At 52.6% G+C, this 25401-nt stretch carries 22 protein-coding genes and 2 tRNA genes; 11 read left to right on the forward strand and 13 right to left on the reverse strand.

What is annotated here, in order from left to right; genetic code table 11:
* Positions 1–152: 152 nt before the first annotated feature.
* Both KPHS_34920 and KPHS_34930 read left to right on the forward strand, forming a co-directional pair.
* The gene (locus tag KPHS_34920; RefSeq protein YP_005227792.1) at positions 153–407 is read left to right on the forward strand and encodes a hypothetical protein; all 255 of its coding nucleotides are present in this window, start codon (positions 153–155) and stop codon (positions 405–407) included.
* Entirely contained in the window at positions 404–2284 is a 1881-nt protein-coding gene (locus KPHS_34930; RefSeq protein ID YP_005227793.1) for an AAA family ATPase, read from the forward strand. The genes KPHS_34920 and KPHS_34930 overlap by 4 nt, the downstream gene beginning before the upstream one ends.
* 283 nt (positions 2285–2567) lie before the next feature.
* Here KPHS_34930 and KPHS_34940 read toward each other — a convergent pair whose 3' ends face one another.
* Entirely contained in the window at positions 2568–3587 is a 1020-nt protein-coding gene (locus KPHS_34940; protein ID YP_005227794.1) for a DUF4917 family protein, read from the reverse strand.
* Positions 3588–4985: 1398 nt separating this feature from the next.
* Between KPHS_34940 and KPHS_34950 the strand changes: the two genes are divergently transcribed.
* Complete coding sequence (locus KPHS_34950; protein ID YP_005227795.1) at positions 4986–7232, forward strand: ATP-binding protein; 2247 nt, start codon at positions 4986–4988, stop codon at positions 7230–7232.
* Positions 7233–7346: 114 nt separating this feature from the next.
* A complete protein-coding gene (locus tag KPHS_34960; protein ID YP_005227796.1) occupies positions 7347–8447 on the forward strand; it encodes a putative Retron-type reverse transcriptase in 1101 nt (366 codons plus the stop codon).
* 209 nt (positions 8448–8656) lie between these two features.
* On the opposite strand, the gene KPHS_34970 is transcribed toward KPHS_34960, so the two are convergent.
* Positions 8657–8800 (reverse strand): hypothetical protein, encoded by a 144-nt coding sequence (locus KPHS_34970; protein YP_005227797.1) that lies wholly within the window; start codon positions 8798–8800, stop codon positions 8657–8659.
* 18 nt (positions 8801–8818) lie between these two features.
* Positions 8819–10453, reverse strand: coding sequence for a putative sodium:hydrogen antiporter (locus tag KPHS_34980; protein YP_005227798.1), 1635 nt, complete (start codon positions 10451–10453; stop codon positions 8819–8821).
* A gap of 591 nt (positions 10454–11044) precedes the next feature.
* Between KPHS_34980 and KPHS_34990 the strand changes: the two genes are divergently transcribed.
* Together KPHS_34990 and KPHS_35000 are read left to right on the forward strand one after the other, a co-directional pair.
* Complete coding sequence (locus KPHS_34990) at positions 11045–11869, forward strand: putative regulatory protein TetR (protein YP_005227799.1); 825 nt, start codon at positions 11045–11047, stop codon at positions 11867–11869.
* A 49-nt stretch (positions 11870–11918) separates the two neighbouring features.
* On the forward strand, positions 11919–12722 hold the full coding sequence (locus KPHS_35000; protein YP_005227800.1) for a putative dehydrogenase: 804 nt from the start codon (positions 11919–11921) through the stop codon (positions 12720–12722).
* Between the two features lie 74 nt (positions 12723–12796).
* Here the strand turns inward: KPHS_35000 and KPHS_35010 are convergent, their stop codons facing one another.
* Positions 12797–12940, reverse strand: a complete 144-nt coding sequence (locus tag KPHS_35010) for a hypothetical protein (RefSeq protein ID YP_005227801.1) — start codon at positions 12938–12940, stop codon at positions 12797–12799.
* Between the two features lie 745 nt (positions 12941–13685).
* A complete protein-coding gene (locus KPHS_35020; RefSeq protein YP_005227802.1) occupies positions 13686–15308 on the reverse strand; it encodes a putative lysophospholipase in 1623 nt (540 codons plus the stop codon).
* A gap of 272 nt (positions 15309–15580) precedes the next feature.
* Here KPHS_35020 and KPHS_35030 point away from each other — a divergent pair, with 272 nt between their 5' ends.
* The gene (locus tag KPHS_35030; protein YP_005227803.1) at positions 15581–15826 is read left to right on the forward strand and encodes a polymyxin resistance protein B; all 246 of its coding nucleotides are present in this window, start codon (positions 15581–15583) and stop codon (positions 15824–15826) included.
* A 129-nt stretch (positions 15827–15955) separates the two neighbouring features.
* Positions 15956–17410 carry an AMP nucleosidase gene (locus KPHS_35040; protein YP_005227804.1) on the forward strand — a complete coding sequence of 485 codons (1455 nt, stop codon included), beginning with the start codon at positions 15956–15958 and terminating at the stop codon, positions 17408–17410.
* Between the two features lie 161 nt (positions 17411–17571).
* On the opposite strand, the gene KPHS_t00690 is transcribed toward KPHS_35040, so the two are convergent.
* The 3 genes from KPHS_t00690 to KPHS_35050 all read right to left on the reverse strand — a co-directional run bounded on the left by KPHS_t00690 (position 17572) and on the right by KPHS_35050 (position 19399).
* Positions 17572–17647: transfer RNA gene (locus KPHS_t00690), tRNA-Asn, on the reverse strand.
* A 128-nt stretch (positions 17648–17775) separates the two neighbouring features.
* Positions 17776–19212 (reverse strand): putative MATE family transport protein, encoded by a 1437-nt coding sequence (locus KPHS_35060; protein YP_005227805.1) that lies wholly within the window; start codon positions 19210–19212, stop codon positions 17776–17778.
* Positions 19213–19246: 34 nt separating this feature from the next.
* Positions 19247–19399 (reverse strand): hypothetical protein, encoded by a 153-nt coding sequence (locus KPHS_35050; RefSeq protein YP_005227806.1) that lies wholly within the window; start codon positions 19397–19399, stop codon positions 19247–19249.
* A 5-nt stretch (positions 19400–19404) separates the two neighbouring features.
* Here KPHS_35050 and KPHS_t00440 point away from each other — a divergent pair.
* A tRNA-Asn gene (locus tag KPHS_t00440) sits at positions 19405–19480 on the forward strand.
* 280 nt (positions 19481–19760) lie between these two features.
* Complete coding sequence (locus KPHS_35070) at positions 19761–20864, forward strand: hypothetical protein (protein ID YP_005227807.1); 1104 nt, start codon at positions 19761–19763, stop codon at positions 20862–20864.
* Here the strand turns inward: KPHS_35070 and KPHS_35080 are convergent.
* The 3 genes from KPHS_35080 to KPHS_35100 form a co-directional block, all read right to left on the reverse strand.
* Positions 20861–21832, reverse strand: coding sequence for a sensor domain-containing diguanylate cyclase (locus tag KPHS_35080; RefSeq protein YP_005227808.1), 972 nt, complete (start codon positions 21830–21832; stop codon positions 20861–20863). The genes KPHS_35070 and KPHS_35080 overlap by 4 nt on opposite strands.
* Before the next feature lie 206 nt (positions 21833–22038).
* The gene (locus KPHS_35090; protein YP_005227809.1) at positions 22039–22875 is read right to left on the reverse strand and encodes a putative non-heme chloroperoxidase; all 837 of its coding nucleotides are present in this window, start codon (positions 22873–22875) and stop codon (positions 22039–22041) included.
* 192 nt (positions 22876–23067) lie between these two features.
* Positions 23068–23643: a hypothetical protein gene (locus tag KPHS_35100; RefSeq protein ID YP_005227810.1), complete on the reverse strand. Its 576-nt coding sequence runs from the start codon at positions 23641–23643 to the stop codon at positions 23068–23070.
* A gap of 131 nt (positions 23644–23774) precedes the next feature.
* On the opposite strand from KPHS_35100, the gene KPHS_35110 reads away from it, so the two are divergent.
* Complete coding sequence (locus tag KPHS_35110) at positions 23775–24689, forward strand: LysR family transcriptional regulator (protein ID YP_005227811.1); 915 nt, start codon at positions 23775–23777, stop codon at positions 24687–24689.
* A 5-nt stretch (positions 24690–24694) separates the two neighbouring features.
* Here KPHS_35110 and KPHS_35120 read toward each other — a convergent pair whose 3' ends face one another.
* Together KPHS_35120 and KPHS_35130 are read right to left on the reverse strand one after the other, a co-directional pair.
* Positions 24695–25030: a DUF1869 domain-containing protein gene (locus KPHS_35120; RefSeq protein YP_005227812.1), complete on the reverse strand. Its 336-nt coding sequence runs from the start codon at positions 25028–25030 to the stop codon at positions 24695–24697.
* 6 nt (positions 25031–25036) lie between these two features.
* Positions 25037–25369 (reverse strand): putative tellurite resistance protein, encoded by a 333-nt coding sequence (locus tag KPHS_35130; RefSeq protein YP_005227813.1) that lies wholly within the window; start codon positions 25367–25369, stop codon positions 25037–25039.
* Positions 25370–25401: the final 32 nt, after the last annotated feature.

Genomic DNA, 25401 nt, shown 5'->3' on the forward strand with positions numbered 1-25401 from the left:
AAACCTACGACCTCCAGCGGCTTGTGGCCTTTGACTACCTTCTTGTTCACACGGGCGATATTGGTGGACCAGACAATTTGCACCCACCGACGCCAATGCGCTCTGCTGAATTGCTCGTGCGCCGCAAGTTAGTTGAGCAATCACTGCTTCTGATGATGACCCGTGACCTAGTTGAGCGCGAAGTCACATCCGAGGGAATCAAGTACGGCGCGGGTGAAAATGCTGCAACGTTCCTGTCATCAGTATCTTCCAACTATTTGCTGTCCCTGAAGGATCGCGCTGTATGGCTTGTCGAAACTATTGGTGATCTGACGGATGAACAGTTCAAAGCCATGATGCGCCGTTTCTTCGATAAATGGGTCGAACAGTTTCAGAGCATTGAGCAAAGCTTAGGAGGTGATGCATGACGACAGTAACTCCCGGCTTACGCTTGCGCTTTCTCGGTTTTTTTGGGCCACAAAAGCCACCCGCTACAGTGACCTTCGGTACTGGCCTCAATGTCATTTACGGCGCATCAAACACTGGAAAATCTTTCATTGTCGAAGCCATCGACTTCATGCTCGGTGGAAAGCCGCCTCTGCGTGATATCCCTGAGCGCGTTGGCTACGACCTTGTTCTATTGGGGCTTGAAACCCTTGATGGGAAGTCATTTACACTCTGGCGCAGCATAGATGGCGGTGGTTTTCGGCTCTACGAAGACTTGCACCAGACGCCACCAACAAACGAAATTCCGTATACGCAGCTTGACGAAAAACACAGCGATAAGAACAATACGAACCTTTCATCATTCTTGCTGGATCTATGTAGCCTTGGTGGCAAGCGTGTTCGCAAAAATTCCCGGAACGAAACCCTCAGTTTAAGCTTTCGCAACATTGCGCGTTTGATGATCGTCGATGAGACGGAGATCACACAACAAAGCTCACCGCTTATTGATGGCAATCCCACCGCCAACACGCCGAACTTGGCCACATTCAAGTTACTTTTAACCGGAGCAGACGACTCCGCATTGGTCGCCACCAGTAATAAGAGTGAGCCGGAAGAGTTATCGCGCAAGGCACAATTGCGTCTTCTCGATCAGCTTCTTGAAGACTATGGTGACCGGCTCAAGGAGTTGACAAAGAGTCCTAAGGAACTCAAGGAGCAGCTAGAGAAGATTAACACCTCACTTCGTCAACAGGCGGCCCAGGTAAACACCACCGAAGATGAGTTTCAGGAGGCTGCCGGGAAGCGACGAGAATTACGCAAAAAACTGGAAGAAAGCCGAGAGCGACGTGCAGAGGTAAGTGCGATGCTTGAGCGATTCAGGCTGCTTGATAGACACTACTTGTCCGATATTGAAAGGCTACGTGCCATTGAAGAAGGCGGGACGCTCTTTAGCGTACTGAGTGCCGGGCATTGTCCTCTTTGCGGAGCGGCCCCCGATCATCATCCCCCCGATACTGGGTGTAATGGAGATACTGATGCCGTCGTTCAGGCTGCACGTGTGGAGATTGCCAAGATCGAAGTTTTGCGCACGGAACTTGTAGCTACCGTCCAAAGCCTTGAGCGCGAAGGCGCCAACTTTGATCGCAGAATACCCACTGTTGTTCGAGAATTAGAGTCGATTTCGGAGTCAGTTGAAGAATTCCTCGCTCCCAAGCTCTCGACCCTTCGCAAGTCCTATTCAGACTTTGCCGACAAGCGGGCCGAGGTACGCGAAGCGCTGGCACTCTATGCCACTGTTCAAGACATGGAGCGCCGTCGGGCTGATCTTGAGAAGGGCACTGAGGACGAGAAGGCTGGGGTGGTTACTAACGCAGATCTCTCAAGCACTGTGGCCCATAGTTTTGCTAAGACTGTTGAAGGCATACTGACTGGTTGGCACTTCCCAGAGGTTGGGGATGTGTACTTCGATTCCAAGTCTCGAGATCTTGTAATTGCTGGAAAGTCGCGTAGTGCTTTTGGTAAGGGCCTTCGCGCCATTACGCATGCAGCTTTCACCCTCGGGCTGCTTGCTTTCTGCCGTGAGCGCCACACACCACACACGGGATTCGTTGTACTCGATTCTCCATTGCTGGCATACAGAGAGCCAGATGGAACAGAATATGATTTGACCGGTACTGACCTTAAAGATCAGTTTTACGCGTACCTTGAAGCGCTGCCTGAGGACACCCAAGTCATCGTTGTTGAGAACACCGACCCGCCTGATGCAATCATGAAGCGTGAGCAGTCTCTTATGTTTGGCAAGAATCCGCATCATGGCCGTTACGGTTTGTTCCCTTTTATAGCCGACCCTGCACAATAAATGTGTATACAAATGGGAAGTCACCAATGACTTGGTGACGATCCAGCGTTTTTTATCGAATAGTATATGTACCTCCCCTTCGCGGGTCTGGTTGCTCCAGATTTGCTATTCGCTTATCCCTGACAGGCTTAGCCAGTTTTCCGTATCCTGACACCTCCGGCCCGACGTCAGATTGCCCACGGGGTGGCTTTAAAAAAACTGGGCGATGTTGTGATTCGCCGCGCCCAGTTTCAATCTCCGTAGCTGTCCTCGCTCAGGCAACCACGTTAATCCCGCGAGTTGTCTAAAATCGGGGCAAAATTGGCTGCACCGGATGAACCCAACATCCAGGACTTTCACTGTCAAAAAAATCAACACGAACAGGCCCTAGATCGTCCTGAATAACCTGATACGCATGGTTGCAATAGACCTGATTCCAGCGATAAACGGAAACCGCTACACGTTGGATGCCGGTTCCGCGCATCCGCTTCAGAATATGACGGTCATGTTCTCCAAGCCCCCAACCAAGTATCGTTAAGGAGGGTCGCTGCGACGTAAGTACCTCCCGGTACACGGTGGACAGATAGTAGCTATTCTGGATAGAAGATACTTTCTGCTGCATCGTTCCTTCGCTAACAAACAGCGGCACCGCTTGCTCGCTGCGCCACTCTTCAAGAATTGCCTCAAGCAAGCCTTCTCCAGCGTTGTGGATCTTGAACTCCTGCTCCACAACATTTCTGCACAGGGCCAAGCTTCCATGCGGGTAGAAAACCAAGGTGTTAGTACGCTCTCTAAAAGTATCACGAAATCTCCACCAAGCATCGTCGAAGATGCCGTTCCACAAGAAACAATCCTTGAATAAATGACCATCTTGGATGTCGAATCCATAGGTCATCGTCCAGTAGATCAACAAGTCGTAATTCAACGATAAAACGGTATCGAACCCTTTGAGGAACTGGTACATATTAGGCAATTTATCGCTAACTTGCTCATATTCAGGGTGTATATCACGAACGGCCTGAATCAAACAATTTCTGACATTCAGGTAGGCTTGATGTGTGCGATTGTCTGGTATTTGAAGTGATCTGTTTACGTTGGATGCCTGCCAAACTAGCCGAAGAATCATCTCGAAATCGGATGTTCTGAAAAATTGGAAGAGTCGATTCATATCATGTGTAAGCAGACCTGCCCTGTGGGCGTAAGCCAGTAGAGAACCGTAGTCAAGGACCGGTGAAACAGCAATGCTTGCACCATTACCCAACAATATCGTATTCCGATGATAGTTAGGTGCAATTTGAGCCCAAGGCATAATAGCGTGTGGCATATCTTATTCTCTCTTTTTCCTTGGCAGTTTATTATGAAATAGCACTGATAAGCCATTTTCCACAATTTCTTAAGGATAAATCTTTTTGGTCGAGTTTAAGGCCTTTCTGTACATGTCGGCGCGGTACGCCACCGACGTAATGGACTTGCCTCATATCCGAATGCATCATACCGCCACATAATGTTTTTGGTTCTGTCCCGGCGTCGTAATACGCTTCTGTTATCCTTTGCGCATCCAGTCCACGCCAATTTTCGGATTCAGATCGATATCGGCTTCATCCAGATAAAATACCGGCTGGTCCGTCCGCCTCTGGGCTACAGCCTATTAGATGGGGAGCCACTTTTCCTCATAATGCAGATGTTGGATTTTAAGTGTTGGCGAAGCTCTGGGCCAGATCATTCTGCCCGTCTCAAGCATCTATGTAATGTAGCGGGATGCAGTGACACGTTAAAGAGTCGGTTATCGACCTCTATGTCCACAACGTGAAGGGCTGGCAATAAAACCAATATTTTTATGAGAGCTGGTGCTGTATGCGCTGATATACTCGATTACATTGAGGTCTTCTACAACCTGGAACGGCACCACAGCCATCTAAGCCATTTCATCCCGAAGGACTTCGAACAGGTCCAGTTATGAGGGCAGGAAATATCTACTATCGTGGGGTCAATCCACGATTTACCAGAAGCTGATATGGAAAATGGAAAGCATACAGGAGAAAAAATCTGCCTCTGTATAGCTGGACATGGAGCCCCTTGCTCCGCTGTGGTGAAATAGGTTGTGGTAGGATCTAGAGGCGTTAGTTCATATCTAAGATGTTAGCCTGCTTTTAACGACAAACAGGAGTAATATCATAGAGCGATTGGTTATTAGAAACATACACCGCCATCATTAAAAGTTATTTTTGGATTAACATCGTAATTCGACCATATTTAATAATACCTCAATGATACGGAGCCCCCAAAAATTTACTATAGTAAATTCAAAATGGTCTTATAGTTTTGTTCATCCTTTATAGGTAATAATAAAAAACTCTTCACTTTGAAGTTTTGCTTTTTTTAGTAATTATGTAGAACAAACACAAAGATACTATCGGTGTTATATATACAATCAAATATATATTAAAAATTTGGTTGAAATCATTAGCGATAACATGGTACAATAAGAAAATTAATTATTATATTCATGGCCATTAACAATAAGGTCTATGGGCGGTAGCGTACTTATATAAAAATTAGTTGTTATATCTATTACCAACGTAAAATCTCTCCCTCTCTTGCTAATAAGACTTATTTATAACAGAGGGGGTTCTATTCACCTATTAACTGAATTATTTTTTCAAAAATCAATTAAGTTAATACTTATACACATATGCATGATAATACCGCAGGTATATTACTTATGGGAATAAAAAGTATACGGATTAAAAACATACTCTCCTTTGATGACGTATATATTGATAGCTTTGAAGATTTTAATTTGATTATTGGTAGAAATAACTCTGGAAAATCAAATCTTTTAAAAGTATTTAAATACTTTTATGAAAAATTAGACGAGCAACGGAGCATTCCTCTTACTCTAAATTCGAATTACACGCCCTCTGGAATAATAACAATTACATATGATACAACCCGGATAAAGAAAATAGTAACCAGCACTAATAATAACTCTCGATTTCATAAACATATATACAACACTCTTTTTAAAGAACCAAATAAAAATAAATTCACCGCACTTTTCGCACCCGAAAGAAAAAAACAAAATAGCGAATATTCCTTAACACTTACAATATCAAATGATGACTCAATATCATGGTCTACGAAAGATAAAAAACTTTTATCCCTAATTAAAATTATCTTCCCTTTTTTTTATATAGACACACGTAGAATGGATTTATACAACTGGGAAGACATATGGAGAATAATAAGTAGCATTAACTCCTTCAACTTTCAGAAAATAAGCGAAGATGAAATCCTGAAATTTTTAGATGAAAATATTTCATCTAGAGATGGCGACTACAAAAAATACATCACTCGCATTACTGATGTAATTGACACAAAACCATACACCTATAAAGAGAAAGTAATTAATTATATTAAGATAGCATTGAAAGGTCATATTTTCACGAACTCAGGTGAAGATATCCTTCATCAGTCTGATGGAACAAATTCACATAAATATATTGAAACAATTATTAAGTTGCTCATTTCGTTATCACGAACCGAGTTCATAACACCTACCATATATATAGACGAACCCGAGATAGGACTACATCCAAAACTTGGCGAGCAATTTATTACAACAATTCACACAACTTATAATAGATATAAAAAAAGCGTTCCCGAAAAGGAATCAGGAAAATACTCAACACCTTATCCTTGTTTAATTTTCAGCACCCATGCACCAAATATTTTAAAGCAAACTATTAAACTTTTTTCAACAGATCAGCAGATTTTGCATTTTTCTAAAAAGAATAAACACTCCACAAAGATATCTAAATTAAACTCACAATATAGTGATTTGCGTTTTATAAATATGTTTAGCGATAATGAAGCTAGACTTTTTTTCAGTGAGTATATTCTTTTCGTAGAAGGTTCCACTGAAATGGAAGTCTTCCAAAATAGTTCTTTAGCTAGAATTTATCCTGATTTAGGCAGGATTGACATATACGCCAGTGATGATGTTATGTTGAGAAATATAAACCCAACTTATTCTCAAGCAGCAATTCCTTTTTTAATTGTTAAAGATATAGACAAGGTGATTAAGCTTGACTATAAAAATGAAATATTAAGTCTGGATGGTGATGTTTCTCTAGTTAATAAACTAATACGAAAAGGCAGTTTAAAGTTTTATAATCCATCCTTAATAAAAAAAATTGACAGCGCAAAGGAAATAATAAGAGCGGATAAGTCTAAGAAGGAAATGTCGGTTGATGGCTTGTTTTTCAAAACATTTAAAATTGAAAATTTTGTGAGGGATTTCAATAAACTGTTAAAATCATTTAACCTTAATTATATGACAACTACAATAGAGGGTGCATTAATAAATGAGCATTCTTTAAAATACTTTTACAGATGGATTTGTCATATCGTTTTTAACCAGCTAGACGTCAATAATGAAAACCCTAAAAAAATGTTTGCTGGCTTAATGAGAACGTACAATCTTAAAGATGGAGCTATAAGTATATTAAATTCGGCTTTTGTTCTCTCAACTCATTTAAGTATATTAGATCCAGTGGAGCAAAAGCTGGTATTCAAGGTTAAAAAAAGGGCTCTTTTTTTAATTAAAAAAAGCATTAAAGGAGATTTTAAAAACAATAAAGAAATTACAACCCTATTTAGACTTCTTTTTGGAGGAAAAACTGCCACACTTATAAGTTTAGAAATGAATCTGAAAAAAAGCTGTCAAAGAATAGACCCATCTATTACAGCCACAATAAAGAAATATAAAAGCAATGAGCTTAAATTCTTACTCCCCTATACCACAAAAACTAGTGGCTGGGTTACCAGTTTTTTGGATTTTACGATAGCTAAGTTAGAGCAAGAAAATGCTGATAAGATAGCCGAGAATTTACGCTTCCTTTTCCCTGAAATTATATCTATAATAGAGCAAGCTTCTTCTTCGATAGATATAGGGGAGTTTCACTGAACGATTGTCGTTCCTAGCCCCTGCAAACACTAGTTTGCCGCCGCCAATTGTCGCGATGGCCGCTTTAAGCCTCACGGGGTGTAAAGATGGTCTTGGTATCGGAGAAGAAGCTTTATGAAAGAAAAAATAAGCAAGATTGATAAAAATTTCTATACTGACATTTTTATTAAAACATCATTTCAAAATGAATTCGAGGCAGGGGGAGTTATACCACCAATTGCCAAGAATCAAGTATCAACAATCAGTAACAAAAATAAAACATTCTATTCTCTAGCTCACTCATCCCCACACTACTCTATTCAAACCAGAATTGAAAAATTCTTACTTAAAAATATACCTTTAAGTGCATCGAGTTTTGCATTCAGAAAAGAGCGCTCATACTTGCATTATTTAGAGCCTCATACCCAAAATGTCAAATATTGTCATCTTGACATTGTTTCATTCTTTCATAGCATAGACGTAAATATTGTACGTGATACTTTTTCGGTATACTTTTCCGATGAGTTTTTGGTAAAAGAGAAACAATCCTTATTAGATGCATTCATGGCTAGTGTGACTCTGACTGCGGAGTTAGACGGGGTCGAAAAAACATTCATTCCGATGGGATTTAAATCTTCCCCATCAATATCTAATATTATTTTTAGAAAAATTGACATTTTAATACAAAAATTTTGTGATAAGAATAAAATTACTTATACACGATATGCAGATGATCTTTTGTTCTCAACAAAAAAAGAAAACAATATATTAAGCAGCACTTTTTTTATAAATGAGATTTCATCCATTCTCTCCATTAATAAATTCAAGTTAAATAAATCGAAGTATTTATATAAAGAAGGGACTATTTCTTTAGGTGGATACGTCATTGAAAATATTTTAAAAGATAACAGCAGTGGAAATATTAGATTGTCGTCTTCAAAATTAAACCCCTTATATAAAGCACTATATGAAATCAAGAAAGGTAGCTCTTCAAAGCATATATGCATTAAAGTATTTAACCTAAAACTCAAAAGATTTATATATAAAAAAAATAAAGAAAAATTTGAAGCCAAGTTCTACTCATCGCAACTGAAAAATAAACTCTTGGGATATCGTTCTTATCTGCTTTCCTTCGTAATATTCCATAAAAAATACAAATGCATTAATCCTATTTTTTTAGAGAAATGCGTATTTCTTATAAGTGAAATTGAATCTATAATGAACAGGAAGTTTTAAAAAACAGCAAGAACTTATTAACACTACCTATGTCATAATTAAAAATCTCATACCATAAACAATCAGCCACAATGATCATTGTGGCCATGATGTTAGTAATATTCGACTAATTTTTTATATCAATTTAGCTCCGTGAATTCACAGAGCAATACATCCACGTGATCCACAGTACAGCGTTTAATGGTGGTCATTCTGGTGGTCTTGACGGACTAGCAATTCAGGTTTAGCTTACTTATTAGCCAGTTACTGGCAATGGCGATCCCAGTCAGAGGAGCCAAATTTAAAAAAGCCTGCTTTCGAGCAGGCTTTTTGCTTTTCAGCGCCGGTACTTCTGCCGGAAGGCGAATGGCCACCCTCCGGCGGTTGCGGCTTTAGCGTAAACTCTCTTCCTTCAGATCTATCTCCCGCAGCACCTCATAAAAAGTGATATCGCTGATGTTATGGGCGCGGCGCAGCCGGAACAGCTCCTGACGCTGGGCGATAATGACCTCTCGTTGCATATATTTCTCCAGCCTGGCGCGCTTAGCCAGCTCCAGCCCGACATCCTGCCCCTCGTCATTGTCGTTATAGTGAAGCCGCCGCTGATAGGTCTCGAGCAGCATATTGCCGGCATCGGCCCGCAGGGCCTGCTCACTGGGATCCTCCACCGGTTCGTCCAGTAGCGCGTTAAGACGGTTAATGGCCACCTCGGTCATCACGGCGCCAATGTCGTCCTTACCGGTGTCATGCGGTAGATCATCGGCAAGATAACGGGTCATAAACGGCAAACCGATAGCCGCCACCACCAGCGACATCAGGATCACTGCCATCGAAAGAAAGATCAGTAGTTCACGGCCCGGGAACGGCGAACCATCGGCCAGCACCACCGGCAGCGTCAGAATACCGGCGAGGGTCACAGAGCCCTTCACTCCCGCCAGCGCCATGACGGCGAGGATACTGAATCGTGGACGGACGGTGATGGCCTTGCCCCGACGTTTACGGCGAAAAATTGTCAGCTTCATCGACAGCCATACCCAGACGAAGCGCATCAGACCGAGCGCCAGGGTGATGGCCACGGCGTACAGCAGCAGATACCAGGGCGAAGAGACGCCGGCCTGGCTGGCTACCGCCGGCAGCGTCCTGAGCATGCGCGGCAGCTGCTCGCCCAGCATCAGAAAGATCATCCCGTTGAGGGTGGTCTGCAGCATGGACCATACCGCGCTGCTTTTCATGCGCGTCGCCGGAAGCCGGGGCCCCGACAGCTGCTCATAATGCATCGCAATGCCGGCGGCGACGGCGGCAAGAATGCCCGAGACATGGAACGCCTCGGCCAGCAGGTAGGCGGCGAAAGGGATAAGCAGGCTGATCAGGATCTGGATGGCTGGCTCCTCGCGGGTGCGCCGAACCAGAAAGTTATTACATTTGCCGGTGACCCACACCACCACGAGGCCACTGAGGATGCCCCCGAAGGCCATCAGGAAAAATTTCACCACCGCGTCTCCCGGGGAGAAGCTGCCGGTCAGCACCGCGGCGATGGCGAAATTAAAGGCGACGAGCCCTGAAGCATCATTTAACAGCGACTCCCCTTCGAGAATATGCGCCATCCTTGAGGGAAGCGGCGAGCTGGCGGTCATTGCCGATACCGCCACCGGATCGGTAGGCGACAGAATAGCCGCGAGAGCGAACCCTGCCGCCACGGTGATAGCCGGGATCAGCCAGTGAATAAACAGGCCAATACCGAGAATAGTCACCATCACCAGGCCTATCGCCAGCGATAAAATCGGCTTCATATCGCGGAAAAAAGCGTCTTTGGGGATGCGCCAGCCATCGAGGAACAGCAGCGGCGGGATAAACAGCAGTAAAAAAATATGCGGGTCAAAATCGACCTGAAAGCCACTGGCGGCCAGCGCGGCGCCCGCGGCGATTTGGATCAGCGGTAGCGGCACTTTAACGGGCAGAAGATGGGACAGGAACACGGTCACCACGATGGCCATGATAAAGACCAGCACGATAGCAATTAGCGACATTCATCCCCTCCTCTGACGGCAATATTCATTCTGTACATCAGACTGTTAATCCTTTTTCGCAGGTGTTGTTTCGGTAACAGATTATTTACCCAGTCACCGATAATTTAAGACAGACGTCATTGTCTGCCGGCGATAATATTTAAACTGAGGTGGCAAGCGGTGCCGGATCAGGGGTGACAATGTCTTTTATCAAGCCGCGTTTGTCAATCCGCTATCGTCTGCAAATCATCGCCGGCCGGCATTCCGGGGAGAAGTCCTCACAGGACTGTCGACCGGGGACTTCGCAAATTAGCCTCTTCACATGGACAAAACCACTCAACCGCTCCAGCCCTCCGCTGTTTATATATTCCCAATATTATTAATTCGTATTATGCATTGTGAATATGGATATTAATGACCAGTCTAATATACCCGGCAGAGTTATATTTCGTGCCCCCGCCGGCAGTGCGAACCACGTATTTGCGATAAATAATTCTTAACGCCCCCCCATTTCAGGATGATTGGACAGCCAGCCTTACGCTACGCGCAATGCTTGCCCTCCCCCTGAATTGGGCGTACCCTGACAAACAATTAAACCACACGGTCTAAATCATGAATCCCAATACCTCCACCGTCCTGAAGCCCCGCCGCGGCCGTCCACCCAAGGTCGATCGCCAGTTTGACGATACGCGTCAGGCGCTGATTCGCTCAGGCCTTGAAGTGCTGACCGAAACGGGCTATCTCGCGGCGGGTATTGATGCGGTGATCAAGAATATCGCCGTGCCAAAGGGGTCGTTTTATCATTGCTTTAAAAGCAAAGAGGCTTTTGGCCTCGCCGTGCTTGCCGCCTATGGCGACTTCTTTGCGCATAAATTAGATAAATTCCTGCTGGACGACGCCGTGCCGCCGCTGGAACGAATGGCGGCCTTTGTGCGTCATGCCGGTCAGGGAATGGAGAAATTCCAGTTTCGCCGCGGCTGCCTGGTGGGCAACCTGCTGCAGGAAGCCCCGTTGTTACCCGAGACGTTTCCCCAACGGTTGATGGCTATCCTGGCGGCATGGGAGTCGCGCGTGGCGCGCTGCCTGCGCGAAGCGCAGGCAGCCGGGGCCATCGCCAGCGACGCCTCACCGCAGGCGCTGGCCCAGGTGTTCTGGATCGGCTGGGAAGGCGCGGTGATGCGCGCCAGGCTGGTCCAGTCTGCCGCACCGCTTAACCAGTACTGGGATTTTTTTGCGCACAGTATGACAACAAAACACCTGCACAGGACGGCGCTAGCGCCGATAACCCCCTTCAGACGAGGAATACTCTGTCATGAAAGCATTAGTTCTGGACCAGATCGACAACCGCACCGTCGCCACTGTCAAAGATATCGACCTGCCCGCTCTTGCCGAAGGCGACGTCCGGGTCGCCATCGACTGGTCGAGTCTCAATTATAAAGACGCTCTGGCGATCACCGGCAAAGGCAAAATTATCCGTCAGTTTCCGATGGTGCCGGGCATTGATTTTGCCGGTCAGGTGAAAGAAAGCCGCGATCCGCGCTTTGTTCCCGGCCAGGCCGTGATCCTCACCGGCTGGGGCGTGGGCGAAAACCACTGGGGTGGCCTGGCCACCGAAGCCTGCGTTAAAGGCGACTGGCTGGTTGCTCTGCCGGAGACGCTCAGCGCGCGCCAGGCAATGATCATTGGCACCGCCGGCTTTACCGCGATGCTATGCGTTGATGCTCTCGTTAGTGCGGGTGTCACCCCTGATAGCGGGGATATCCTGGTCACCGGCGCCAGCGGCGGGGTCGGCAGCACCGCCGTGGTGTTGCTGAAAGCCCTTGGCTACCGGGTGACGGCCGTATCGGGCCGGGAATCGACACACGATTACCTTCGCCAGCTGGGCGCCGATACGATCCTGCCGCGCAGCGACTTCGCGGAGACCCGTCCGCTGGAGAAACAGCTGTGGGCGGGCGCGGTGGATACCGTTGGCGGCCCGGTGTTGGCCAAAGTGCTGGCGCAAACGCAATATCGCGGCTGCGTCGCCGCCTGCGGTCTGGCCGGGGGCTTCGATCTGCCGACCACCGTGATGCCGTTTATTCTGCGCAATGTGCGTCTGCAGGGGGTGGATTCGGTGATGGTGCCGACCGCTGAACGCGACGCCGTCTGGCTGCGTCTGGCCCAGCTTCTGCCGGAGAGCTACTACCAGCAGGCGGCCACTGAAATCACGCTGGAGCAGGCGCCAGCGTATGCCGCAGATTTCCTCAGCAATAATATTCATGGTCGGACGCTGGTCAATATCGGCCAGTAATCCTCTTCTCCCGGCGCCCGTGCGGCGCCGGATCCCGAGAGGGATCAAGGCATATCATTTCCTTCCCCACGGGATTATGATGACGCGAACGAATAGCTCTGCGAGTGGTAAAAAAAGTAAATGGATGTCATAAGCATCATTATGGCGGCGGGCAAGTCGTCCGTTGACGTCGCGCTGTATACGCTGTTGCCGATCATGGTGATCATGCTGATCATCATGAAATACCTTGAGGTCCGCGGTATCCTCGATGTGATTGTTCGCTGGGTGGCCCCGCTGCTGAAGCCCTTCGGCTTAACCGGGATGAGCGCCTTCGCCCTGATCCAGATTAATTTTGTCAGCTTTGCCGCCCCGCTCGCCACGCTGTCGATTATGGATAAACGCGGCGTCTCGGACCGACAAATGGCCGCCACGCTGGCCATGGTGTTCGCCATGGGGCAAGGCAACGTCTTTTATCCTCTTACCCCTTTTGGTCTGCACTGGCTGGCCTCGATCGTTATCTCGGTGGTCGGCGGCCTGTGCGCGGCCGCCGTCGCCTGGCACGTCACCGGACGGCGCTTATCGGTCGCCGAGAACCCCCGCGCGGAAGCGCTGCCGAACGCCGAGCAGAACAGCCAGGGAATTCTGGCCGTGATTAATAGCGCCGGCTCCGACGCCATCCGCCTGGCGCTCGGCGCGGTGCCAATGCTGATCCTGTCGTTAACCATCGTCGGGCTGCTGCAGGGCGCCGGGGCTATCGACCTGCTGCAGCAGCTGCTGAAGCCGCTTCTCAGCTGGCTGCACATCCCCCAGAACTTTGTGCTGCCGGCGCTGGTGAAGTGCGTTGCCGGGGGCACCGCCTACTTTGGCGTCATTTCCGAGCTGATCCAGCAGGGCAAAGTCACCGTGGACCAGGTCAACGCCTCGGCAGGTCTACTGATCCAGACCTTTGATCTTCCCGGTATCGGCATTTTTCTTGGCATCAGCTCACGGTTTGTCCGCCTGTTCCGCTTCGTGGCTCCCGCGGCGATCGTCGGTATCCTGCTGCGTACCGTTCTGCACCTGATCCTGTTTTAACGCCTCTGCTCTGGCCTGCGCTTTCAGGCAGGCCGCCACCGCCGCCTGTTCGCCGCAGGCGATGCGCTCATCGACGCGCGTCATCATCCATGGAAAGAATGGATTGGAGGTGACGCGCATTAACGTCTCCAGCCCCACGCTCAGCGTCCCGGTCTCTCCGCGCAGTGAAATGGTGCCCAGGCTAATGCCGTAGCGGTTCTTCTCGTCCGGCTCGCGACCATACAGCGAGTCGCTCAGGGGAAACGGCACCGCCACATGCGACAAAGAGTACATATCCGCCGGCCAGGCCAGGTGTAAAGGATAACGATGCTCTTCCCGTTCCTGGGCCAGCGTGGTCCGGGCGACGGTCTGCAGCGTGTGCGCCGTCGCGTTGGTCACCACCGTGGTGGTATAGGCCCGCGGCGCCGGGGGCAGCAGCGTATTCACCGCCGCATAGAGCGCAGGGCGAAACAGGACCCGGAGATCCGCCGCCTGGTTAATATCGAACACCACCAGCTCGCTGCCGTTATCCGGCAGATAGCGATACAGGGACTCCACCACCGCGCGGGTGCTGACCGTGGAATCCATCACCGACTGAAAGGTGAGGATCGGCGGCAGCGCTTTCAGCTCGCCCTGCCGGGCCGCGCGGATAATCTGCTGCTGCAGCGCCTGGCTCAATAACCACGATTGTCTCGCCGCCTTGACCGGAAAGGAGTTGTACTTGAACGGATTAAACTCAGGCGCCACGTTCAGCCAGGCCGCGCGGGCGAACGCCGGGAAGACAGACGGTAGCCCGGCGAGGCCGGCGAAACGGGCAAACGCGGTCACGCCGATCATCGGCGACAGCAGAATAATCTGCTGCGGCTGACGCAGGTGGCTATCCTCCAGGCTATCGAGGGCATACTTGAGCGCCAGCGCGCCGCCGTTAGAGTAGCCGACCAGATGCAGCGGCACGTCCGCCCCGGCAAGGCGGGTCGCTTCGCGTACCGCCAGACGCGTCGCCGCCAGCCAGGTCTCCCAGTCAACCGCCGTTAACGCCCCCGGCGCGGTGCCGTGTCCCGGCAAACGCGGCGCCACCGCCACATAACCCCGCTGCTGCCAGAGTTGCGCCAGATAGCGCACGCTGTAGGGCGAATCGGTCAGGCCATGGAGGAGCACCACGCTGCCGCGCGGCTTGCCCAGCGGCAGCAGCACAAAAGAACGGTTCCAGTCCTGCTGAAACTGCCCCGGCCAGACCCGGCTGTGACGATAAAAGCGGTTGACCGGGGTTTTATCTTCCTCCGGCAAAGCCTCTGTCACCTCACGCTGGAGATCGGCGAAAATCGTCTTCTCCCGCGCCAGATACTGGGCAAAGGTCGCCTGGTCGATCTCTTCGGCCGACATCTCGTTGCCACTCCAGGTATGCCAGCGATGCAGGGCCGGGCCGCGCTGGGACTCATAGATCCGCCCGGCGAGAAAGACCACCAGCAGCGCCAGTACCGCAATGCTCCCTTTTTTCAGCAGTGAGCCGATAACGGCGCCGGACGTTCGCCAGTGTCGAAATAGATGCTTCATGACGCTCTCTCTTATATTTATTGCGTAGCCGGACTTATCAGCCCTCTTCCTGACAGGCTATTCTCACGGTCTGCTTTTCAGCATAGTCATCGCTTCCTGCAAATTAAACCCGGCAGATCATTGCCCCCCGGCATAAAAAAACCTAGCGCACAGATCAACAATCGGTTGCGTATTTTTAAACACTGCATAAACCAAGGGGATAATCTTATTGTCAGATTTTTAAGAAACATGAATTATCGACGCACATGTCGCTATGAGAGGATAAAAAACAGATGGAGTGGTGGGTAAAAAAAGTACAGGACAACGCTTCGGCCAGCCTCTGCCGCGTCGTGCTTCAGAGCGGTGCGCTGGAGATGATCGCAGAGATTGAAGCCTGTCGCCTCCGCCTGCGGGAAGGGGATAAACTCACTCCGCTGGCCGATGCGCGCTATTGTCTGAATAATAATCCGACGCAAACTTTGAAGATCCGCAACGCCACTCATTATAGCAGCGAGCGTTGGACAAACGCCGGCAAATAACACAAACCCGCTTCCTTTACTGGTTATGGTCTGAGTATCGTCGCATTTGACAGATAAATTCTCCTTCGCCATTTTCCCGCTGTGACATACTATCGGGAATGTCAGCAGACCTGAAACAAGGAGCGAATCATGAATATCAAGGCCGCCAGTCTGACCCCGGAACAAGCGCTTGCCGAGCTGGAAGCGCGCTATGAAGCCTCGGTCACGGCGTTACGCAAAGCCATCGGCGACTATATCGACCATAATACGCTCCCCGATACCGAAGCCCGCGCGGAAGGCCTTTTTGTCTATCCGCAGCTGTCGGTCTCCTGGGACGGCGCCGATCATAAAGCCCTCAAAACGCGCGCCTGGGGACGTTTCACCCATGCCGGTTGCTATACCACCACCATTACGAATCCGAAACTGTTCCGCAACTATTTGCTGGAACAGCTGACCCTGCTGTATCAGGACTATGGCGCACATATCAGCGTCGAGCTGTCGCAGCATGAGATCCCCTATCCTTACGTGATAGATGGTTCCACCCTGACACTCGACCGCTCGATGAGCGCCGGTCTGACGCGCTATTTCCCTACCACCGAGCTGTCACAAATTGGCGATGAGACCGCGGATGGCCTGTTCCATCCCACCGAGTTCTATCCGCTGTCGCACTTTGACGCCCGCCGCGTCGATTTTTCGCTGGCGCGTCTGCGTCACTACACCGGCACGCCGGCGGAACACTTCCAGCCCTACGTGCTGTTCACCAACTATACCCGCTACGTGGATGAGTTCGTCAGCTGGGGCTGCAGCCAGATCCTCGATCCCGACAGCCCCTATATCGCTCTCTCCTGCGCCGGCGGGATCTGGATCACCGCCGAGACCGAAGCGCCGGAACAGGCCATTTCCGATCTGGCGTGGAAGAAGCACCAGATGCCGGCCTGGCATCTGATCACCCACGACGGCAAAGGGATCACCCTGATTAACATTGGCGTCGGCCCGGCCAATGCCAAAACCATCTGCGATCATCTCGCGGTACTGCGGCCGGACGTCTGGTTAATGATCGGCCACTGCGGCGGCCTGCGCGAAAGCCAGGCCATCGGCGACTATGTGCTGGCCCACGCCTATCTGCGTGACGATCATGTACTGGATGCGGTGCTGCCGCCAGATATTCCGATCCCCAGCATTGCCGAAGTGCAGCGCGCCCTCTACGACGCCACCAAGCAGGTGAGCGGGATGCCCGGCGAAGAGGTTAAGCAGCGGCTGCGTACCGGGACGGTGGTCACCACCGACGACCGTAACTGGGAGTTGCGCTATTCCGCTTCGGCGCTGCGCTTTAATCTCAGCCGGGCGGTAGCTATCGATATGGAGAGCGCGACCATCGCCGCCCAGGGCTATCGCTTCCGCGTCCCCTACGGCACGCTGCTCTGCGTCTCGGACAAGCCGCTGCACGGTGAAATCAAGCTCCCCGGCCAGGCTAACCGCTTTTACGAGGGCGCTATCTCCGAGCATCTGCAGATAGGCATCCGGGCGATTGACCTGCTGCGCGCCGAGGGAGATCACATGCACTCGCGTAAGCTGCGCACCTTCAACGAGCCGCCGTTCCGTTAATCGTCGATGACGTGGGAATCGTGAGATAAACGCTGACGTTACCCGCTGGGGAGCGTCAGCGTCCGGATAAGCGAAACAAACGACCCGGCGGTGTTTGTCCACGGAAGAAAGGTGGTAGACAGAAAAGCAAAAAGCCTGCTCGAAAGCAGGCTTCTTAAATTTGGCTCCTCTGACTGGACTCGAACCAGTGACATACGGATTAACAGTCCGCCGTTCTACCGACTGAACTACAGAGGAATCGTGTGAACGGGGCGCATATTATCGATGACGCCCGGCGCTGTCAAAGCCTGTTTTCAATAAAATGAATCGTTTGCCGAATTATTCTTCACTTTGCGCAAAAAATGGCGTTTAGCCTCGCATACGGCTCAGCTTTCCTCCGACGAAGCCTTCACGCGCGGGTATTTCCACAGCCAGCGGCCGCTCACCATGCGGAAATAAAACAGCACGCCGCGCACCGCCCAGTCGAGCACCATCCCTAACCAGACGCCAATCACCCCCATCCCCAGCACGATGCCCAGGGTATAGCCCGCCACCACCCGGCAGCCCCACATGCCGAGCATCGACACCCACATGGTGTAGCGTACGTCACGGGCGCCTTTAAAAGCGCAGGGTAAAGTCCACGACAGCGACCAGATCGGCATAAACAGGGCGTTGAGCCACAGCAGCTGTTTAACCACTTCTTTTACATCTTCTTCATGGGTGTAGAACGAGGCGATAAAGCCGGCGAAGGGGGCGCTGCCCCAGGCGATCAGCGTCAGAATAATCGTCGACAGCCAAAATACGTGCCAGGCCTGGAATTCAGCCTGACCAATCTGCCCTTTTCCCAGCCGCTTGCCGGTAATGATCGTCGAGGCGGAGCCGAGGGCGTTGCCCGGCAGGTTAATTAGCGAGGCCACCGAAAAGGCGATAAAGTTGCCGGCGATAACGTTGGTGCCCATCCCGGCGACAAACATCTGGGTCAGCAGCTTGCCGCCATTGAAGAGGACAGATTCGATACTGGCCGGGATGCCGATCCCCATCACCTCCCAGATAATGGCGAAGTTAAAGGGTTTGAAGTAACCCTTCAGCGACAGCCGCAGCGCCGGATTGAGGCCCACCATCAGCACCCAGATCGTGGCTATCGCGCCAATATAGCGGGCAATGGTCAGCCCAAGCCCGGCGCCGACAAACCCCAGCCCCGGCCAGGAGAAGATGCCGTAGATGAGCACGCTGCTGATTAAGATATTGAGGATATTCATCCCGCCGTTGATCAGCAGCGGGATTTTGGTGGTGCCGGCGCCGCGCAGCGCCCCGCTGCCGATCAGCGCAATCGCCGCCGCCGGGTAGCTCAGCGCCGTCAGTTCCAGATAGGTCAGCGCCAGGTCCTTGACCTGGGCGGTGGCATCGCCGGCGACAAAATCAATAATCTCCTGGCCAAAGGCATGGATCACCCCCGCCAGCAAAATGGAAAACAGGGTCATAATGGCCAGCGACTGGCGCGCGGCCGCCCTCGCCCGCCGCCGATCGCGCTTGCCGAGGCTAAAGGCCACCACCACCGTGGTGCCCAGGTCGATGGCGGCAAAGAAGGACATGATGACCATGTTAAAGCTATCGGCCAGCCCCACACCGGCCATGGCCTCTTTTCCCAGCCAGCTGACAAGGAAGGTGCTCAACACCCCCATCAGCAGCACACAGGCATTTTCCAGCAGAATGGGCACAGCGAGAGGGCTGATTTCGCGCCAGTACAGCACACGATAACGCTGACGTTTTTTAAACCAGGATGTCCGTTCGACAGCCTGGCGTACGGCGGAGGTGACGTTCAAGAGAGACCTTAGTGAGAGATGTTGAAACAACATTTCAAATGATGATTGAGAAATGGATATCCTGCAAAGTATTTTCCGTAATAATTGTCGGAAATGACAACAAATTGTCGATGGAAGCGGCAGTTGCACCTGAACAGGCGAATTGATGTTTGACAAAAGTTTTTTCGCCGCTAAGATACGACTCCACACGATTCCTCTGTAGTTCAGTCGGTAGAACGGCGGACTGTTAATCCGTATGTCACTGGTTCGAGTCCAGTCAGAGGAGCCAAATTTAAGAAGCCTGCTTTCGAGCAGGCTTTTTGCTTTTTGCGTCGCTGACGTTAACTCAGCATCGCATCCAGCCTGGCAAGCACCTCATTGACAACGGCGTCAGGTATGCGTTCCAGACGCTTGCCTTTCCCTACCGCCTCCCTACGCCCCGCGTGTCCTCCGTGAACGCACCCCAGCTCAGCCTGAAAAAGCGCCTGCCAGTAGGATGAATTCACTACCGTTTGCGGGTGAGATAGCGTGGATTATCCACTCTGTCTAACGTTATACCCGGAGGCACCATGAACCTCAGACAACAGCAACAGCAGGCGTTCGATCGCAGCGGAGAACCTCTTATCGTCGGCAACGTCAGCCACTGCCCGCTGCCGCCGGAGACCCTCGCCGCACTGGGCCCCGATTCCCCCTATGTGGTGCAGGTATACGGCTCAGGCCTGACCGGCGAGGTTTATCGTCTGCGCATCGCCGGCAAGGAGTACAATTTAAAGAAACGTCGCGCCGTCGCCGGCGTTGCCAACCTCAACGGCCAGCTGTCGTTTTTAAACGAGGTACAGCGTCGGCAGGCATTGCAACAGCTGAAGGATGACCCGGTCACCGCGCCGCGCTTCACCCACATCGTCCCAACGCTGTATGCCGATTATCGCCTCGGCATCCTGCTCTCCCCCTGGATCGACGGCGAGCCGATACACCAGTTGACCCCGCCGCTGATCGCCCAGCTATTTACTACTCTGGAAGCCTGCGAAGAGCAGGGGCTGATGGAGTGGGATCTCTGTAGCGGGAATCTGCTGGTGGACCGGCAGGAGCAGCTGTGGCTGTTCGATTTTGGCTATATGTATCCCTTCGACCCGCTGAGAGAATTCAACAGCAATGGTCTGGCCGACCCGCTGTTCCACTTTGTCGAACGTTTTGAGACTCGCTTTTTTTTTAGCTGGCTGATGACCCGGATCCCTGGCGCCGAACAGCAGCTGGCGCACTATCGCGAGATGAAGCGGCTGGCGGTCGAAAGCTACCGCCGGAAGCTCGTCTGGCTTCGCGCCCGGCGCGCTGACCCGCAGGTGCTGGCTCACTTTCAGCAGTTGACGGCGCGCTGGGAGTCGGCGCTGGCGGACCCTGCCGCGCTGAGCCGGCTGTTTGCCGTAGAGGCCTTTCGCTCACATGTGCTGGATATTGAAGACGACCTGCATGGTCAGTCCTGTACCTTACTCACCCTGCAACACATTGACTGGGTGATAAACCAGCTGGAACAGCATTATCGCTTTATCGCCGACGAAGGCGGCCTGTTTTACGATAACGAAGGGAAATCGCAGCAGGCGCTGCTCAGCAGCTATGCGCAGAAGCGGCAGCAGGCGCAGCAGTACATGTTGAAGGCCACCGCCGCGAAGGATTAACGGCGCTCGCGTCCCTGCTTCTGCTTCGCCTGGTACATCAGGCGGTCAGCGGTGGCCACCAGCGCGTTGAGACTGGGATGGCTGGCGGGATCGTATTCGACGCAGCCCCAGGAGAACGCCAGCTGCCAGGGATTGGCCGCCTGCTGGTTGAAACGCGCCACGTTGTGGCTGAGCGTCTCCATCGCCGTCGCGGCATCGTGGCGGCTGGTATTGGCGAACAGAATGATAAATTCGTCCCCCCCCTGCCTCGCGAGGATATCGGACTCGCGGAAGGCCGCTTTCATCAAGTCGGCGATGGCGATCAGCGCGCGATCGCCCTCTTCATGCCCCCAGGTATCATTGATGTGCTTGAAGCGATCGAGGTCGACAAACGCCAGGCTCACCGGCTCATGGCGGCGCTGGGCCGTCAGCAGGGCATACTCTGCCAGGGTGAGGAACCCCCGGCGATTAAACAGTCCCGTCAGCTCATCCGAGGTTGCCGCATCCAGCACCTTGAACTCATCCTCCACGATCGCCGCCAGATCGCTTAAGATCTGCATTTCATGGGCGGAAAACGATCGCGGCTGGTGATCCATCAGACAGAACGACCCGACGGTCGCGCCATCCGGCAGTTGCACCGGATACCCGGCGTAAAAGCGGATAAACGGCGCCTCAATAACCAGCGGGTTATCGTGAAAGCGCTCGTCCTGCTGCATGTCGTTGACGATAAGCGGGTCGGTTTGCAGAATGGTATGGGCGCAAAATGAAATATCTCTCGGCACCGTGTCCACATCGAGACCGGCACAGGACTTGATATGCAGGAGATCTTCCCCCACCAGACTGATGGACGCCACCGGCAGGTTATACAGCGAACGGGCAAGCCTGGTCAGGCGATCGAAGCGTTCTTCTTTTCCGCTATTCAACAGCCCGGAAGAGCGTAGCGATTGCAGGCGACGCTGCTCGTCGGGATGAAGTCCGGCTAATTTCATTGTCTCTCACTTGTCTCTTGCGCAGAATTCCGCCGGGTTTCCGCAGAGAAACCCGGCGTTTTATCCTGCGAGGGGAAAATAGTCGTCAGGTACCCCATGAGTTAAGCAGATTTCCTCTGCACGTCAACCGGCGCGCCCCAGGCGACTGGCGCCCAGGGCGCTGGCGGAATGCCATTAACGGCACTCTGCCCGGCAAATAGGGCAGATCAGGCGCGGATAAACGCCAGCAGATCGGCGTTGATAGTATCGGCGTGGGAGGTATGCATCCCGTGCGGGAAGCCAGGATAAATTTTCAGCTGGCTGTTCGGCAGCAGCTTGTCCTGCAGGATGGCCGCATTTTTATAGGGCACCACCTGGTCGTCATCTCCCTGCATCACCAGCACCGGCAAAGTGATCGACTTAAGGTCTTCCGTCTGGTCGGTCTCTGAAAACGCCTTAATGCCTTCATAATGGGCTTTGGCGCTGCCGATTATCCCCTGTCGCCACCAGTTCTGGATCGTCCCCTGGGATATCTCTGCTCCATCACGATTGAAGCCATAGAACGGGCCAGAGGCGACGTCGAGATAGAACTGGGCGCGGTTCGCCGCCAGCGCTTTGCGGAAACCGTCAAACACCTCGATCGGCGTCCCGCCCGGATTCTGCTCGGTTTTCACCATTAGCGGCGGGACGGCGCTAATTAACACCGCCTTCGCCACCCGCCCCTGCGGCTGACCGTAGCGGGCGACGTAGCGGGCGACCTGGCCGCCGCCGGTGGAGTGCCCGACGTGGACCACATTGTGCAGATCCAGATGCTCCACCACCGCCGAGACGTCCGCCGCGTAATGGTCCATATCGTGCCCCTCGCTAACCTGATCGGAGCGGCCATGACCCCGACGATCGATAGCGATGACCCGGAACCCTTCGGCAAGGAAAAATAACATCTGGTTATCCCAGTCGTCAGCGCTTAACGGCCAGCCGTGATGAAAGACAATCGGCTGAGCTTCCTTTGGTCCCCAGTCTTTAAAGTAAATGTTGACGCCGTCTTGGGTGGTGACAAATGCCATATTACAGACTCCTCTTTCAGGATAACCAGCCTGCAGGCCCGTGCCTGGGCTGAACGCCGACGGCGGCCGGCAGGAGTGCCGACCGCACAGGAATGTGATGCCTGTAACAGTGTAGAAGATATTTAACGCCGGGCGGGACAACTTACCCTGTCTCGCTTGATTCGCCGATCCTGGACCAGACCGCGTCTGGTATCAGGCCGCACTCTCCTGCTGGCGGATCCGCACCATCAGCGCGCCGAGCAGCGCCCAGTCAAGCAGCACGGCGAAGGCAAAGCAGACGCCATGGCGTCCTCCTCCCGCAGTATGCCAGGTCAGCAGCGTCGCCGCGATGGCGATAGCTACGCTCAGCACCGTGGCGCCGCTGACCCGCATCCCCGGCAGCGCCGTCCTACCCGCCGCAATGCGCCAGGCGACAGCCGCTCCCGCCCCACCGCACGCCACGCCCGGCAGCAGTGCCGGCCAGTCCTGCCCGCCATACCAGGCCACCAGCGCCAGCAGCCAGCCGGCCGCTGACAGCAGAAAGGCCCAGCGCGTCGCCGCCAGGGGTGAGCGATAAAGCCAGGATTGTCCGCGTGTAAATCCCCACCCGACGCCAAAGGCCACAATCAGCGCCGTCAGCAGACTCAGCGTGCCGGTCACCCCGATAACCGGGGGCATGATTAACAGCAAGGCCCCGGCGGCGATGACCACGCTAAGGGCGATAGCGCGGCCGCGGGGGTCAATCGTTGCCGCGGCTTCCGCGGCGGTGTAGCGGCTTACAACGTGCATAGTTGACTCCTGACAGGCGAAGCTACATGAATTTAATTCATGTCATTGTCTTTACATGCCCGTAGCCTATCGCCACAATATCGCTTTACACAAACGCATAGTTTTCAGCCATAGATGAGAAAAACTCAGCCATGAGACCGCCCCGTCTGCCGCCGCTGGTCGCGCTACGCGCTTTTCATGCCGTCGCCCGCCACCGCAGTTTTAAACAGGCCGCCGAGGCGCTCGGCGTCAGCGCGACGGCGGTCAGCCATCAGATTAAACTGCTGGAGTCGGTGCTGGAGTGCCGGGTCTGCGAACGCAGCGCGCAGGGCGTCAGTCTGACAGCTGATGGCGAGATCCTTTACGCCGCCACCCAACGCGCCTTTAGCGCCCTGGAACAGGCCGTCGTCCAGATCGCTCATGCCCGTCAGCCGCCATCCTTAACCGTCACCACCACCTCCAATTTTCTCACCCACTGGCTGGTGCCGCGGCTGGCGGATTTCACCGCCCGCTTTCCGGCTATCGACCTGCGGCTACACACCAGCGTCGAACGAGTGGATCTGCATCTGGGCACGGTAGACGCCGCGATTCGCTATCGTGAAACGTCGGAGCCGGACCTGTACTGCACGCTGCTGTATGAGGATCGCTTTATCGTGGTCGCCAGCCCGACTCTGGGCCTCAGCCGGCCTGAAGATCTGCAGCGGGTGACGCTGTTTCACGTTGCCAACCGGCGCGTGCCAGCTGATTCGCCGAGCTGGGAGAACTGGCGTCGGCGCTATGGACCGCCGACGCTGAATATTGATGCGGGGTTAACCTTTAGCGATGAGACGCATGCCCTGCAGGCGGCGGTGGCCGGTCAGGGAGTGGTGATCGCCAGCGAACTGCTGGCGCGGGATCTGCTGCAGCGCGGGGTATTGTCCGCGCCGTTCAGCAACGCATTGCCTGGCGCCCGCTACTACCTGGTCACTACCGAAGCGGTAGCGCAGCGGGCGGATATTATCGCTCTGCGGGAGTGGCTGCTCAGCCAGATGGCGTCGGGCGACGGCGGCCATCCGACTGCGGGATAGCGGGCTTACCAGCCGCAGACGTTGGTCTCTTCATCGGACTCGTAGCCGCGAACGATATTGATCAGATCCTTCACCGCATCAGCCGCGGTGAGTGGGTCTCGCAGCGCCGCCAGCGAGGAAAAGGTTTTATCAACCGAGACGCCGTTATTGTTATTGGTGACCGTCAACAGAAACTCCCCCTCTTCCCTGTCGTCCGGCAACTTGCTCAGCAGGTCATTAACGGCCTCCACCGCCTGCTGTGGAATATACAACACCATTGGTTTGAGAAATATTTTTTCCTGCTTCTGGTGAAGTCGGCCATTCTCTAGCGCTAAGGTATAACCTTTATTTTCACTGGTCATCTCTTGTTATCCCTCGATGAGAATTTTTGGATCAACATAAAAGTCGACATTAAAAACCGTGTCCTCTGAGAGGGCCTCAATACAGTGCCACTTCTCCGGCGGAAAGACGCCAAACTGGCCGGCTTCAATAGTCAGGGTTTCAACGGGCTCGGGGCTGGTTTCATCGGCATAGCCGAGATAGCGGATCGCCCCCTGCATCACCGAGAGACGAGGGTAGACGCCCTGCCGGGTGCCGGCATCCAGATGGCGGCGCCAGATAGAGGCCGGGGCGGTCTCTTTGGTCCACAGCGGCGTGCTGCGGGTGTGAACGTAATGGGTGGGAATAATGATTCGCTGCATAATTGTGCCTCACTTTACCGTCTCAAACGCGA

This window comes from Klebsiella pneumoniae subsp. pneumoniae HS11286, from assembly GCF_000240185.1.
GTDB classification, from domain to species: Bacteria; Pseudomonadota; Gammaproteobacteria; order Enterobacterales; family Enterobacteriaceae; genus Klebsiella; species Klebsiella pneumoniae.

Coding starts and splice junctions, on each gene's coding strand:
- KPHS_34980 (YP_005227798.1), bottom strand. CDS start 10,453: ATGTCGCTAATTGCTATCGTGCTGGTCTTTATCATGGCCATCGTGGTG.
- KPHS_35080 (YP_005227808.1), bottom strand. CDS start 21,832: ATGAAATTAGCCGGACTTCATCCCGACGAGCAGCGTCGCCTGCAATCG.
- KPHS_35130 (YP_005227813.1), bottom strand. CDS start 25,369: ATGCAGCGAATCATTATTCCCACCCATTACGTTCACACCCGCAGCACG.
- KPHS_35070 (YP_005227807.1), top strand. CDS start 19,761: ATGAACCTCAGACAACAGCAACAGCAGGCGTTCGATCGCAGCGGAGAA.
- KPHS_35120 (YP_005227812.1), bottom strand. CDS start 25,030: ATGACCAGTGAAAATAAAGGTTATACCTTAGCGCTAGAGAATGGCCGA.
- KPHS_35000 (YP_005227800.1), top strand. CDS start 11,919: ATGGTGCCGGGCATTGATTTTGCCGGTCAGGTGAAAGAAAGCCGCGAT.
- KPHS_34940 (YP_005227794.1), bottom strand. CDS start 3,587: ATGCCACACGCTATTATGCCTTGGGCTCAAATTGCACCTAACTATCAT.
- KPHS_35090 (YP_005227809.1), bottom strand. CDS start 22,875: ATGGCATTTGTCACCACCCAAGACGGCGTCAACATTTACTTTAAAGAC.
- KPHS_34990 (YP_005227799.1), top strand. CDS start 11,045: ATGAATCCCAATACCTCCACCGTCCTGAAGCCCCGCCGCGGCCGTCCA.
- KPHS_34960 (YP_005227796.1), top strand. CDS start 7,347: ATGAAAGAAAAAATAAGCAAGATTGATAAAAATTTCTATACTGACATT.
- KPHS_35020 (YP_005227802.1), bottom strand. CDS start 15,308: ATGAAGCATCTATTTCGACACTGGCGAACGTCCGGCGCCGTTATCGGC.
- KPHS_35110 (YP_005227811.1), top strand. CDS start 23,775: ATGAGACCGCCCCGTCTGCCGCCGCTGGTCGCGCTACGCGCTTTTCAT.
- KPHS_35010 (YP_005227801.1), bottom strand. CDS start 12,940: ATGATGATCAGCATGATCACCATGATCGGCAACAGCGTATACAGCGCG.
- KPHS_35040 (YP_005227804.1), top strand. CDS start 15,956: ATGAATATCAAGGCCGCCAGTCTGACCCCGGAACAAGCGCTTGCCGAG.
- KPHS_34920 (YP_005227792.1), top strand. CDS start 153: ATGATGACCCGTGACCTAGTTGAGCGCGAAGTCACATCCGAGGGAATC.
- KPHS_34930 (YP_005227793.1), top strand. CDS start 404: ATGACGACAGTAACTCCCGGCTTACGCTTGCGCTTTCTCGGTTTTTTT.
- KPHS_35100 (YP_005227810.1), bottom strand. CDS start 23,643: ATGCACGTTGTAAGCCGCTACACCGCCGCGGAAGCCGCGGCAACGATT.
- KPHS_35030 (YP_005227803.1), top strand. CDS start 15,581: ATGGAGTGGTGGGTAAAAAAAGTACAGGACAACGCTTCGGCCAGCCTC.
- KPHS_34950 (YP_005227795.1), top strand. CDS start 4,986: ATGGGAATAAAAAGTATACGGATTAAAAACATACTCTCCTTTGATGAC.